At 64.9% G+C, this 12,880-nt stretch carries 15 protein-coding genes and 1 pseudogene; 12 read left to right on the plus strand and 4 right to left on the minus strand.

From position 1 onward, the window contains the following. The 11 genes from ABB26_RS04190 to ABB26_RS04240 all read left to right on the plus strand — a co-directional run bounded on the left by ABB26_RS04190 (position 1) and on the right by ABB26_RS04240 (position 9,810). Entirely contained in the window at positions 1-1,440 is a 1,440-nt protein-coding gene (locus ABB26_RS04190; protein WP_057632330.1) for an RNA polymerase factor sigma-54, read from the plus strand. Between the two features lie 59 nt (positions 1,441-1,499). Then, positions 1,500-1,817 (plus strand): ribosome hibernation-promoting factor, HPF/YfiA family, encoded by a 318-nt coding sequence (gene hpf, locus ABB26_RS04195; RefSeq protein ID WP_057632331.1) that lies wholly within the window; start codon positions 1,500-1,502, stop codon positions 1,815-1,817. A gap of 21 nt (positions 1,818-1,838) precedes the next feature. Continuing rightward, positions 1,839-2,291 (plus strand): PTS sugar transporter subunit IIA, encoded by a 453-nt coding sequence (locus ABB26_RS04200; protein ID WP_057632332.1) that lies wholly within the window; start codon positions 1,839-1,841, stop codon positions 2,289-2,291. Further along, positions 2,288-3,238, plus strand: a complete 951-nt coding sequence (hprK, locus tag ABB26_RS04205) for an HPr(Ser) kinase/phosphatase (RefSeq protein WP_057632333.1) — start codon at positions 2,288-2,290, stop codon at positions 3,236-3,238. Before ABB26_RS04200 ends, hprK begins: the two co-directional genes overlap by 4 nt. After that, the gene (rapZ, locus tag ABB26_RS04210) at positions 3,235-4,113 is read left to right on the plus strand and encodes an RNase adapter RapZ (protein WP_057632334.1); all 879 of its coding nucleotides are present in this window, start codon (positions 3,235-3,237) and stop codon (positions 4,111-4,113) included. The genes hprK and rapZ overlap by 4 nt, the downstream gene beginning before the upstream one ends. Positions 4,114-4,224: 111 nt before the next feature. Continuing rightward, complete coding sequence (locus tag ABB26_RS04215) at positions 4,225-4,617, plus strand: PTS sugar transporter subunit IIA (RefSeq protein ID WP_057632335.1); 393 nt, start codon at positions 4,225-4,227, stop codon at positions 4,615-4,617. Further along, positions 4,610-4,879: an HPr family phosphocarrier protein gene (locus tag ABB26_RS04220; protein ID WP_057632336.1), complete on the plus strand. Its 270-nt coding sequence runs from the start codon at positions 4,610-4,612 to the stop codon at positions 4,877-4,879. The genes ABB26_RS04215 and ABB26_RS04220 overlap by 8 nt, the downstream gene beginning before the upstream one ends. A gap of 49 nt (positions 4,880-4,928) precedes the next feature. Continuing rightward, a complete protein-coding gene (ptsP, locus tag ABB26_RS04225) occupies positions 4,929-6,647 on the plus strand; it encodes a phosphoenolpyruvate--protein phosphotransferase (RefSeq protein WP_057632337.1) in 1,719 nt (572 codons plus the stop codon). Between the two features lie 118 nt (positions 6,648-6,765). Further along, entirely contained in the window at positions 6,766-8,127 is a 1,362-nt protein-coding gene (gene mgtE / locus ABB26_RS04230; protein WP_057632338.1) for a magnesium transporter, read from the plus strand. A 127-nt stretch (positions 8,128-8,254) separates the two neighbouring features. Beyond that, the gene (locus tag ABB26_RS04235) at positions 8,255-9,481 is read left to right on the plus strand and encodes an NnrS family protein (RefSeq protein ID WP_057632339.1); all 1,227 of its coding nucleotides are present in this window, start codon (positions 8,255-8,257) and stop codon (positions 9,479-9,481) included. 65 nt (positions 9,482-9,546) lie between these two features. Then, the gene (locus ABB26_RS04240) at positions 9,547-9,810 is read left to right on the plus strand and encodes a hypothetical protein (protein WP_057632340.1); all 264 of its coding nucleotides are present in this window, start codon (positions 9,547-9,549) and stop codon (positions 9,808-9,810) included. A 164-nt stretch (positions 9,811-9,974) separates the two neighbouring features. On the opposite strand, the gene ABB26_RS04245 is transcribed toward ABB26_RS04240, so the two are convergent. The 3 genes from ABB26_RS04245 to ABB26_RS04255 are packed head-to-tail and all read right to left on the minus strand — an operon-like array spanning position 9,975 to position 11,969. Next, a complete protein-coding gene (locus tag ABB26_RS04245) occupies positions 9,975-10,925 on the minus strand; it encodes an aspartate carbamoyltransferase catalytic subunit (protein WP_057632341.1) in 951 nt (316 codons plus the stop codon). 17 nt (positions 10,926-10,942) lie between these two features. Beyond that, positions 10,943-11,410 carry a Holliday junction resolvase RuvX gene (gene ruvX, locus ABB26_RS04250; protein ID WP_057632342.1) on the minus strand — a complete coding sequence of 156 codons (468 nt, stop codon included), beginning with the start codon at positions 11,408-11,410 and terminating at the stop codon, positions 10,943-10,945. Next, positions 11,403-11,969, minus strand: coding sequence for a YqgE/AlgH family protein (locus ABB26_RS04255; RefSeq protein WP_057632343.1), 567 nt, complete (start codon positions 11,967-11,969; stop codon positions 11,403-11,405). Before ABB26_RS04255 ends, ruvX begins: the two co-directional genes overlap by 8 nt. Positions 11,970-12,047: 78 nt before the next feature. Between ABB26_RS04255 and ABB26_RS04260 the strand changes: the two genes are divergently transcribed. Then, entirely contained in the window at positions 12,048-12,584 is a 537-nt protein-coding gene (locus tag ABB26_RS04260) for a DNA-3-methyladenine glycosylase I (RefSeq protein ID WP_057632344.1), read from the plus strand. 176 nt (positions 12,585-12,760) lie between these two features. Here the strand turns inward: ABB26_RS04260 and ABB26_RS18855 are convergent. After that, positions 12,761-12,880 (minus strand): annotated as a pseudogene (locus tag ABB26_RS18855) (type IV pili twitching motility protein PilT); the annotation flags it as partial.

Genomic DNA, 12,880 nt, shown 5'->3' on the forward strand with positions numbered 1-12,880 from the left:
ATGAAAGCTCGGCTGCAGACATCGATGGGACAGAGCCTGGTCATGACGCCGCAGTTGCGTCAGGCCATCCGGCTGTTGCAGATGTCCAGCACCGAGCTGGAACTTGAGCTGGTCGAAGCGGTGGAAACCAATCCACTGCTGGACTGGGCCGACGACACCGATGGCGGCGGCGATGACGAAGGCCCTCCCGCTGCCACCAGCAGCAGCGACGATAGCCCGGTCGATCCGGCCCAGGGCGATATCAACAGTGAAGGCGCCGACTGGGAGCCCGATGACGCGGACTGGAGCAGCGGGCGCAGCGGTTCGTTCGACGACGACGGCGAGGACGGCGAACGCGAGCAGGCGGCCGACCCGGAAACACTGGCTGACCACCTGCTCTGGCAACTGCACCTTTCCCACCTGAGCAAGCGCGACCGGGCCATCGGCGTGGCGCTGATCGATGCACTGGACGAGGACGGCTATCTCCGCGAGCCGTTTTCGAGCATCGCCGAAACCCTGCTCCCGGAAGTCATCGCCGAAGACGATGAAATCCTCGCCGTACTGCGCCAGATCCAGCGCTTCGACCCGGCGGGTATCGGCGCACGCTCGCTGGGTGAATGCCTGTCCCTGCAGCTGGACACCCTGCCCGCCTGCACGCCCGGCCTCAGCCTGGCCCGCGACATTGCCCAAGGGCCATTGGAACGCCTGCCGCGTGCCGGCATCCCTGGTATCGCCCAGGAGCTCAAGCAGCCTGTGGCCGCCGTCGAAGAGGCCGTGCAGCTGCTGCGCACTCTTGACCCACGGCCGGGCAAACAGCTCGGCGAAATGGCCACCGATACCTACGTCGTTCCCGACTGCGTGATCTGGCGTCAACGCGGCGTCTGGCGCTGTGCACTGGCCGGCCACGCCGGGCCCAAGGTGGTCATCCATCGCGGCTACGAGCAGTTGATCCGCAACTGCGGCAGCGCCGATGCCAGCTACCTGCGCGGCCACCTGCAGGAAGCACGCTGGCTGCTCAAGAGTCTGGAAGCACGCGGCGAGACACTGTTGCGCGTGGTCAACAGCCTGCTCAAGCACCAGGCCGGCTTCCTCGAATTCGGCGAACAGGCGCTGCGTCCGTTGACGCTGCGTGAAATCGCAGGTGAACTCGAGCTTCACGAATCCACCATCTCGCGTGCCATCGGCCGCAAGTACGTGCGCACCCCGCGCGGTACTTTGCCATTGCGTGCCTTCTTTGCTTCGGGAATCGATACCGAAGGCGGCGGCGAAGCTTCCAGCACCGCCATCCAGTCGATGATCCGCAACCTGATCGACGCGGAAAATCCGCGGAAACCGCTTTCTGACGCCAAGCTGGCTGAGCTGCTCAAAACCAATGGAATACCGGTGGCGCGACGCACCGTGGCGAAGTATCGTGAGGCCATGAACATCTGCGCCTCCCACGAACGCGTCCGCATCATCTGAAGCATTCGTTGGCTTGGCACAGGGTTCATTAGGCAACCCCGAACCACAGGAGGAATCCGATGCGTATCGAGACGTATGGCCAGCAGATCGAAGTCACGCCTGCCCTGAAGGAGTACGTGGAAACAAAGCTGGAGCGGGTAGGACGACATGTCGACCAGCACTGCGAAATCCGAGTGCAGCTGTCCACTCGCAAGCCTGACTTCCTCGTTGTTGCCACGGTGAATCTACCCGGGCGTACCCTCCATGCCGACGCCGCAGCGTCCACCATGTATGCGGCCATCGACATCCTGGCCGACAAGCTGGACCGGCTGGTCATCAAGCACAAGGAAAAGCATCTTCCCCACGCATCGCATGCTCTGCGCGACAATGACGCCTAGACGCCATTACCTGCAGCAACCATGCCGTTGACCGACCTTATGGCGGCCGTGAGTACCCAGGTACTTGCGGCCGCCGACCGTGACACCACCCTGCTCGCCGCTTCGCGGCTGCTCGCCTGTCGTGAAGCGGGGGCTGACAGCTTGTTCCTCAGCCTGCGCGAACGTGAGCGCGTGGGCAGCACCGCCATCGGCCATGGCATTGCCATCCCGCATGGCCGCTCGCCAACCCTGCAACAGCCGCGCGGTGCGCTGCTGAAGCTGCGCACGCCGGTGGATTTCGGCGGCGACGAACCGGTCGACCTGGTCTTCGCCATGGCGGTACCCGAGCACTACACCCATCAACACCTGATGCTGCTGTCGGAACTGGCGGAGCTGTTTTCCAATGCCGGCATCCGCCAGGCACTGCGTGACGCGCCCGATGCACAGGCGCTCCAGCACATCATCAATGACCCGCAGCAGGCATCCCGCGGATGAATACCAGCATCACGGCACAGGAACTGTTCGACCAGCAGCGCGAGAAACTGGAACTGCGCTGGGTTGCCGGGCGCCAGGGCGCGCAGCGCGAACTGGAGGCCGGCAACACCGTCTCCCGCCGCCCTTCACTGGCTGGCTACCTGAACACCATCTACCCCAACAAGGTGCAGATCCTCGGTACCGAGGAACTGACCTGGCTGGATTCACTGGATTCACGCCAGCGCTGGGAAGTCATCGAGCGCATCATCCAGGCACGCCCGCTGGCCCTGGTCATCACCAAAAGCCACGGCTGCCCGGAAGACCTGCGCGCGGCCGCTGACGAATCACAGACACCGCTGTGGATTTCGCCCAGGCGCGGCCACGAGCTGCTCAACCACCTCAGCTATCACCTGGCCCGCACGCTGGCTCCGCGGGTCACCCTGCACGGCGTATTCATGGAGATCTACTCCATCGGCGTGCTGGTCACCGGCGAGGCCGGCTCAGGCAAGAGCGAACTGGCGCTGGAGCTGCTCTCCCGCGGGCACCGGCTGGTCGCCGACGATGCCCCGGAGTTCACCCAGATCGCCCCCGACGTGCTCGATGGCACCTGTCCGGAACTGTTGCAGGACCTGCTGGAAGTGCGCGGACTGGGCGTGCTCAACGTGCGCCAGATGTTTGGTGACACAGCTGTAAAGAAGAACAAGTACCTTCGCCTCATCGTCCACCTGACCAAGCCGATGACCGAGCCCAGTTCCTATGGCTACGAGCGCCTCACCGGCGATTCCGGCAAGCGGCACGTGCTGGACCTGGACGTGCCGCTGATCACCCTGCCGGTGATGCCCGGCCGCAATCTGGCGGTGCTGACCGAAGCGGCCACGCGCCTGCATATCCTGCGCACCAAAGGCATTGATCCGGCGGCGATGTTCATCGCCCGTCACAGCAACCTGCTGGAGCAGCGCACTCCATGAACACGCCACAGTCGCCGTTGCTGGTCATCGTCAGCGGACTGTCCGGCTCGGGCAAATCGGTCGCGTTGAAAACCTTCGAGGACCTGGACTACTACTGCTCGGACAACATCCCGGTGAACCTGCTGCCGGAGTTCGTGCGCGATGTACTCGGCGGACCCACGGAAAACAGCCCGAAACGCCTGGCGGTAGGCATTGACGTGCGTGGCCGCAGCGACCTCAGCCAACTGGCACGCTGGCGCAAAACCGCGCTGGACCACAGCATCGATGCGCGCTTGCTGTTCTTTGAAGCTGATGACGACACCCTGCTCGCCCGTTACGCCGACACCCGCCGCCGACACCCGCTGAGCCACCTGGGCCTGTCGCTGCCGGAAGCCATCGCACGGGAGCGCGAACTCACCGCGCCGCTGCGCCGTGAAGCCAATGCCATCATCGATACCACCAAGCTCAACGTTCACCAGCTGCGGCGGCGGGTCATCACCGAGTTCGCGCTAAGCCAGGAAAGCAACCTGTCGTTGCTGTTTGAATCGTTCGCCTACAAGCGCGGCGTGCCGGCCGAAGCGGATTTCGTGTTCGACGCACGGGTGCTGCCCAACCCCCATTGGGACCCGGAGCTGCGCTCGCTGACCGGCCGCGATCGCGAAGTGCGCGAATACCTGGACGCCCAAGCGGACGTGGTGCGTTATGTCTCCCAACTGCAGGATCTGCTCGATACCTGGCTGCCCAAACTGGGCAGCGAGACCCGCAGTTATGTGACCGTGGCTTTTGGCTGCACCGGCGGCAAACACCGCTCGGTGTATCTGGCCGAACGCCTCGCCCGCCATGCGCGTGAAAAAGGCTGGCAGGACGTGGCCACCTTCCATCGCGAGCAGGAATAGGCCGCGCCGGGAACAAGATTCGTCCCGAAATTCAAGGGGTGCCCTGATGGCACACAGAAGACATGATTTCGGCGCTATCGCGGACTCTGCCTGACCTGTTAACGTTCAAGCATGACCTGCGGCATTCTTCTTGTGACCCATCCCGGCGTCGGCACTTCCCTGCTGGAAGTGGCGACCACACTCCTGCGCCAGCTGCCCCTCAAGGCCGAGGCCTTCGAGGTACCGTTCGACGCTGATTTCGATGCATTGCTGCCCGAAGCATCGGCGGCCATGCGACGGGTCGAGGGAGACGACGGCGTCCTGGTCCTGACCGATCTGTACGGCGCCAGCCCGAGCAACCTTGCCAACCAATTGGCAAGACTGGGGACACCGGCCAGACGCGTGTCGGGGCTGAGTCTGCCGATGTTGCTGCGGGTAATGAATTATCCGGAACAGGGATTGGACCAACTGCCCGCCACCGCGGCGGCGGGCGCACGCAATGGAGTCATCATCGACGATGCTTGAACGAGAACTTACCGTTTCCAACCGCCTGGGCCTGCATGCCCGCGCCACTGCAAAGCTGGTGCAGGTGCTGTCTGGCTTCCGCGCCAATGCCACGCTGGTGGCCAAGGGCCGCGAGGTCAATGCCAAGAGCATCATGGGTGTGATGCTGCTGGCGGCTGCGCAAGGTACGCCGGTCACCGTCCGTGTGGACGGCGAGGACGAGGCCGCTGCACTGGAAGCCGTCACCGACCTTTTCGAACGCCGTTTCGACGAGGACAGCTGATGGCGCGCGGCGCGCACTCACGTGGAATCGCTGTCAGGCGTCCGCAACCGTGACCCGGTTGCAGGGACTGGCGGCGTCACGTGGGTCCGCGCTGGGCCGTGCCCGGGTGCGCCGGCCCCACGTACAGGACACCGGTGAAAAGCGCATTGCCGCTGCCGCGGTTGAACAGGAGCTGCAACGCCTGCACCGTGCCACCGATGCAGCACGCGCGGAAATGCGTGAGCTGCGCACCCGTCTGCAAGGCGCATTGCCCGCCGAAGTAGGTGAATTCCTTGATCTGCACGCGATGCTGCTGGACGACCCGGAGCTGCTCACCGCACTGGACGAACTGGTCCGCAGCAAGCGTTACAGCGCCGGTTATGCGCTGCGCATACAGCGTGATCGACTGGCCCAGGTATTCGAGGGCATGGAAGATGCCTATCTGAAGAGCCGCCTGGATGACCTGGACCACGTCATCGGCCGCATCCAATCATTCCTGCACAAACGCCCGGCAAGCGCCAAAGGCATGGCCGGGGAAATCCTGGTCTGTGAGAACGTCGCACCTTCCGAGCTGGCCCAGCTGCAATCGCAGGGGGTGGTCGGCATCATCAGCAGTGCCGGCAGCGTGTTGTCGCACAGCGCCATCCTCGCCCGCAGCCTGCACATGCCGCTGGTGGTGGGTGCCAGCGCGATTCTCAACAAGGTCAGCGATGGCGACGTATTGATCCTGGACGGCAGCAGCGGCGAGATCGTCGTCGATCCTGCGCCTGCCGACCTTCGCCAGTACCGCGCGCGGCAGCGTGAGCTGGCACGCGAACAACGCCAGCTCGGGCGGCTTCGCGGCAAACCCACGCGCACCCTGGATGGCGCGGAAATCACCCTGCTGGCCAACGCCGAATCGCAGGAAGACGTGGCCCAGGCGCATGCGCTGGGCGCACGCGGACTGGGCCTGTACCGCACCGAATTCCTGTTCCTGCAGGGCAATCGCCTGCCGGACGAAGAAGAACAGTTCCGCGTGTACCGTGACACCGTGCTGGGCATGAGCGGTCTGCCGGTCACCATCCGCACGCTGGATCTGGGCGCGGACAAGGCGGACCGTACCGGGCTGGTGGTCGGCAGCGAGGAAAACCCGGCGCTGGGCCTGCGTGGCGTGCGCCTGTCGCTGGCCCACCCCAAGGTTTCCGATACGCAGCTGCGGGCCATCCTGCGCGCATCCGGCTACGGGCCGGTACGCATCCTGATCCCGATGGTGAGCATGCGCGAGGAGATCCTCACGGTCAGGCGGCGCCTGTCGCGGCTGGCCGCGATCCTGCGCAACGATGGCCATGAAGTGGCCGAGAACATCCCGATCGGCGCGATGATCGAAGTCCCGGCCGCAGCCATCGCGCTGGAATGCTTCATCGACCAGGTCGACTTCCTTTCCATCGGCACCAACGATCTGGTGCAGTACCTGCTCGCCGCCGATCGCAACAACGATGCCGTGGCCGAGTTGTACTCGCCGCTGCACCCGGCGGTCCTGCGGTTGCTGTGGCAGGTGATGGACACCGCGCAGCGCCATGCGACGCCGGTGGCGGTGTGTGGCGAGATCGCCGGTGATTCCAGCATGACCCCGCTGTTGCTGGCACTGGGCCTGACCGAGTTCAGCCTGCATCCGGCAACGTTGCTGGAAGTTCGCCGCGCCATCCGCGAGGTGGACCTGGCTGCCTTGCGTGCACAGGCACCACAACTGCTGGCCGCACGTGACCGTCGCGGCATCGAACGCTGGATCGCCGGCACCGCACGCGACTGAGTTTTTCATCGCAAAGCCAGTGCAACCCCACGTATTGCACGTGATAATGACGGGCTGAACACCGCCGATGCTGCATCCTTGTCCCGGATAGCGGCCTTTTGACTCCCGGGAGCTGTGCATGGCCGAAGCGGTACGCCACGACAAGACGGCACGACAGCTGCGTCTGCTTTCCGACGCGCTCGACAGTGGCCGGCTTGGCCCGGTCCGCCGCCTGGTCAATACGCTCTCGCCGGCGGAAATCGGCAACCTGCTCGAATCGCTGCCACCCGGCAAGCGCGAAGTGGTGTGGGGGCTGGTGGATGCCGAGGACGACGGCGAAGTGCTGGTGCATGTCGGCGACGACGTGCGCGAAAGCCTGCTGGCGGACATGGACCCGGACGAAATCATCGCCGCGGTCGAAGACCTGGACATCGATGACCTGGCCGACCTGGTCGAAGACCTGCCCGACACCGTCATCGACGAAGTGCTCAAGTCGATGGACCGCGAGAACCGCGAACGACTTGAGCAGGTGTTGTCGTACCCGGAGGACACCGCCGGCCGCCTGATGAACCCGGATGTGGTCACCGTGCGCGCCGACGTCAACGTCGATGTGGTGCTGCGCTACCTGCGCCTGCGCGGTGAGCTGCCCGACCATACCGATCATCTGTTCGTGGTCAGTCGTCGCCATCAGTACCTGGGCCGTTTGTCGCTGGCCTCACTGGTCACCCACGAAGACACCACGCCGATCAATCGTCTGATCGACGACGAACAGCCAGCCATTGATGTGGGCGAGAGCGCCGACGAGGTCGCACGCCAGTTCTCCGACCATGACTGGGTGTCGGCGCCGGTGGTGGATGACAACAACATCCTGATCGGCCGCATCACCATCGATGACGTGGTCGACATCATCCGCGGCCAGGCCGAGCACCAGGCGCTGGGCGCCGCCGGTCTGGATGAGGACGAAGATCTGTTCAGCCCGGTGTGGCGCGCGATGCGCCGCCGCCTGATGTGGCTGTCGGTCAATCTCGGCACGGCGTTCCTGGCCTCCAGTGTGGTTGGCCACTTCGAGGCGACCATCGACAAGCTGGTGGCCTTGGCGGTGCTGATGCCCATCGTCGCCGGCCTGGGCGGCAACGCCGGCACCCAGGTACTGGCACTGATGGTGCGTGGTCTTGCGCTGGGCCAGGTGGGTGCGTCCAACGCCCGCACCCTGCTGTGGAAGGAACTGCGCGTCGCCCTGCTCAACGGTCTGGTGCTGGGTACGGTACTCGGCCTGATCGTGCTGATGTGGTTCAAGACCCCTGCGTTGTCCCTGGTGATCGCCTGCGCGTTGACCATGAACCTGTTGCTGGCTGCTGCTGCCGGCGTGCTGGTGCCATTGACGCTCAAACGGCTCGGTTTCGACCCGGCACTGGCCAGCGGCATCTTCCTGACCGCCGTGACCGACTCGATGGGCTTTTTCACCTTCCTGGGTCTGGCCACGCTGGTGCTGCTGCACTGAGCACGATTCACCCGGGCTGACTGAATAGGCGTTTTGCTGACGGATGCGGCGGGAATCAGCGTCTGTCGAGGCTGCGGAGCTGATTGATGTCAAGACGCCCTGCACGCCATGCGTGCACCATCACGCCATGCAATCACCCGCTGCCCGCCCCGGTCCCGCACTGGGCAACCTTGCCCGCGCACCGCACCGGCTGATGTTCTTCATTGGTGCCAGCAATCTGTTGCTGGCGATGGCTTGGTGGGCACTATGGCTGCTGAGTGCGCGCTGGGGGCTGCTGACGATGCCGGCCACCCTGATCTACGCCGGCTGGCTGCACGCTTTCGTCATGCAGTATCTGGTGCTGCCGAGTTTCATCTTCGGCTTTCTGCTGACCGTGTTTCCGCGCTGGATGGGATTGCCCGAGCTTCCTCGCCGGCAGTATCTGCCCGTCGGCATCGGCTTGATCGGCGGACAACTGATGTTGCTGCTCGGTGTTGCCGGCCTGCCATGGGGCGTCCCGGTCGGCATGGCCTTGTCGCTGCTCGGCTGGAGCATCGGCCTGTGGCGGTTGTTGCGCCTGCTGCTGGCCGAACGCGGCCGCACCTGGCATGCGCGCTCCTGCATGGCCGCACTGCTGGTGGGCTATATCGGTCTTTGCGCCTTCATCGCCTTTGTTGCCGGCGCCGGCCCGGGCTGGGCATTGCTGGGTATCAAGCTGGGTGGGTTCGGCCTGTTGCTGCCGATCTACGTCACCGTGGCGCACCGCATGTTTCCGTTCTTTGCCGGCAATGCCGTGGCGAACTACACGCCGTGGCGGCCATTGTGGTGGTTGGCCGCGTTCTGGGCGTTCGTCGCCCTGCATCTGCTGCTGGAACTGAACCAGCGAACGGCGTGGCTGTGGCTGGCCGATCTGCCGCTGTTGCTGCTCGGTTGCGTCGCGCTTTGGCGCTGGTGGCCTCGCGGTGCGATGCCAGGCCTGCTGCGGGTGTTGTTCATCGGCCTGACCTGGCTGCCGATAAGTTTGGCCTTGTATGTGACACAGAGTCTGGTCGAGCTGCTGGGCGATCGGATGATCCTCGGCCGTGGCCCCGCGCATGCGTTGTTCATCGGCCTGTTCGGCAGCCTGCTGGTGGCCATGGTCACCCGCGTGACCCAGGGCCATTCCGGCCGGCCGTTGCAGATGCCCGCCGTTGCCTGGTTTGCGTTCATTGCCATCCAGGGGGTGGCGGTGATGCGGGTGATGGCCGAGATCGTGCCGGATGCGGGGGCGTGGCAGGCATTGAGCGCCATCGCATGGTTGATGGCGTTCTCGCCGTGGGTGGCGCGGATCGGCCGCATCTACCTGCTGCCGCGTCAGGATGGTCGCGAAGGCTGAAACCGTACGGCCAGGTGCCTTGGTGGCGTATACACTCCGCTACCCCGCTCTATGTGCCACCAGCCATGACCATCACCGTCCACGACTACTACCAAGCCGGTTGGCGCGAAACCCTCCATCCCTGCCCCGCCTGCGAATGGAAGGGCGACTCACGGCAGATGGAGATGGAACTGCATGACGAGCAGACCGAGTACAGCTGCCCGCAATGCGAATTCCCGTTGCTGGTGGTGCAGCACCCGACCCTGGACCAGGTGAAGGCGGCGGCCGACGCCGGCAATGAAGAAGCCCAACAGCAGCTGGCAATCCTGGCGATGGCGCCGCGCGGTTGAGTACAGCGCAACGCCAGTAGACCGGGACGGAGTTCCAGCGTCACCGATCAGCAATTTCTGCGCTGTCGGGATTTCCTCCCATCCTGCTATTTCCAGGGTTTCGCGGGTGCGCTGTGCTTACCCGGGTTACACAGGCGGCGTGACGCAGACCTGCTTCGCGGCTATCAGCCCAGCAGGGTTTCCAGCACGGCCATGCGCACCGCCACACCGTTGGCGACCTGGCGCAGCACCCACGACTGCGCGCCATCGGCCACCTCGTCGGTGACTTCCACGCCGCGGTTGATCGGGCCCGGATGCAGCACCGCCGCATCCTTGCCGGCGCGCTTGAGGCGTTCGCTGGTGAGGCCGTACTGCGTGTGGTACTGCTCCAGTGATGGCACCAGCCCTTCTTCCATGCGCTCGCGCTGCAGCCGCAGCATCATCAACGCATCGACGCCTTCGAGCATGGCGTCGAAATCCTCGCCGACCACGCAACCGTCGATGATGTCGTCATCCGGCAGCAGCGACTGCGGGCCACAGATGCGGATCTCACCCACGCCCAGCGTGCGCATGGCGTACAGGTCGGTGCGGGCGACACGCGAATGCTTCACGTCGCCGACGATCACCACCTTCAGCTTGGAAAAATCGCTGCCCTTGGCCTGGCGCAGGGTCAGCATGTCGAGCAGGCCCTGGGTCGGGTGCGCGCTGCGGCCGTCACCGGCATTGATCAATGCAGTGCCTTCACCGGCGGCAGCGGCCAGCGCGGCCACCGCACCGTCGTCGGGATGACGCACCACGAAACCGCGCACACCCATTGCTTCGAGATTGCGCAACGTATCGCAGGCCGTCTCGCCCTTGCGGGCGGAGGAGGTGGAGGCATCAAAATTCAGCACGTCCGCGCCCAGGCGCTGCGCTGCCAGCTGGAACGAACTGCGGGTGCGGGTGGACGGCTCGAAGAACAGCGTGCATACCGCCGCCCCCGCCAGCACGGTGCGCTTGTTGTTGATGCGCCCGACGGCAGCGTCGCGGATCTGACCAGCGCGGTCGAGCAGCTGCAGCAGCGTTTCACGGGGCAACCCTTCCAGGGTCAGCAGGTGGCGCAGGCGTCCTTGGTCATCGAGTTGCGAAGCAGTCATGGCGGGGTCTTCGTGAGTCAGGAAATAGGGGTGGCGTCATGCGGCGCGGACAACCAGCGCTCGATGATGACGGCAGCGGCCACGGCGTCGAGGTTGGCGGCATCACGACGGCGCTTGCGGCCTTCGGCACGCTCAACGGCAAACCGGCGCGCGGCTTCCACCGAGCTGGAGCGCTCATCGACCAGCAGCACCGGCACGTTGTAGCGCTGCTGCAGCTGCCGGGCGAAGGCATGCGCGCGCTTGCGGTTGGGCTGGTCGTCACCTTCCAGGGTGAGCGGATCGCCGACGATCATGCCCTGCGGCCGCCACTCCTTCTGCAGGCGGTCCAGCGTGGTCCAGTCCGGCCCGTTGGCGTGTACTTCGATGACGGCAAGGGCGCGGGCGCCTACGCCAAAGGAACTGCCGATGGCCACGCCGATGCGGCGCGAGCCGACGTCGAAGCCGAGCACCGTGCTGTCAGTGGAAAGTGGGGCTTGTTCAGGCATGACCGCTGTATCCGGCCAGGCGGAACAGATCCACGCCGATGCGCGCGGCGGCCAGCTGCCAGCGTTCATCCAGCGGCGTGGCGAACAGCAGCGCGGCATCGGCCGGGACGGTCAACCAGCTGTCCTCGCCCAGTTCCTGCTCCAGCTGCCCCGCGCCCCAGCCCGCGCAGCCGAGCGTCACCAGGGCGTTGCGCGGGCCTTGGCCACGGGCCATGGCTTCGAGAATGTCGCGTGAGGTGGTCAGAAACAGGCCGTCGGCCACCGCCAGACTGGAATCCCAAGCGCTGGCATCGTCATGGATCACAAAGCCGCGGCCGGTATGCACCGGGCCACCATTGAGCACCGGTACCGCACGCAGGTCGGCGTTGTCGCAGTCGATCTCCATCTGCTCGAACACATCGCCCAGCGTGTAATCGGAGGCCTGGTTGACGACCACGCCCATGGCGCCGTCGTCATCGTGCTGGCAGATCAGCGCGACGCTGCGCGCGAACAGGGAATCGGCCAGCGACGGCAGGGCGACCAGCAGGTGATTGGCAAGGGGCGGTGACAGTGCAGACATGTGCATATTCTAGCGGTTAGCCGTCGCCGGGTCGTGGACGGCGATAATCCCCACCTGACCACCTGCCGAACGCCCCTGATGCCCAGCTACTGCGATATCGCTCCCGGCCACCCGGTTCACGCCGACTACCACGCCAACGAATACGGCTTCCCGCAGCGCGATGAACGTGAGTTGTTCGAACGCCTGCTGCTGGAGATCAACCAGGCCGGGCTCAGTTGGGAGACCATCCTGCGCAAGCGCGAAGGCTTTCGTAGCGCCTACAGCGGTTTCGACGTGGATGCGGTTGCCGCCTATGGCGAAGCCGACATCGCCCGGTTGATGGCCGACGCGAGCATCATCCGCAACCGGCTCAAGGTACTGGCCGCCATTCACAACGCGCAGGTGATCCAACGGTTGCGTGATTCGCATGGCAGCTTCGTGGCGTGGCTGGATGCCCAGCATCCGTTGAGCAAGCCGGAGTGGGTGAAGCTGTTCAAGAAGACCTTCCGCTTCACCGGCGGCGAGATCACCGGCGAATTCCTGATGAGCCTGGGCTATCTGCCCGGCGCGCATCAGGAGAGTTGCCCGGTGCATGCGCAATTGTTGAAGCTGGGGCCGGCGTGGTTGAAGAAGTGAGCGGTGGGTTTGGTGTTTGCTTACCGCTAAAGATTGAAAGCTGAAAACCCCCGCCCCGCCCTCCCTTTCGCACAGCGAAGCGGAGAGTTAGGGAGGTGCGCCGTTCGCCGCTCACCAAACAAAAAGGCCGGCTCCGCAACCACGGGCCGGCCTTTCCCCACCCAGATTCGCCGAACTCAGCGAACCTCGGCAATCTCCACGCCATCCAGTCCCTGCGACAGGGTCTTGGCGTCACCGCCCTGGGCCAGTTTGATGCGCAGGCGCACTTCGTTCTGCGAGTCGGCGTAACGCAGCGG

Origin of the sequence: Stenotrophomonas humi (assembly GCF_001431415.1) — a bacterium.
GTDB classification, from domain to species: Bacteria; Pseudomonadota; Gammaproteobacteria; order Xanthomonadales; family Xanthomonadaceae; genus Stenotrophomonas; species Stenotrophomonas humi.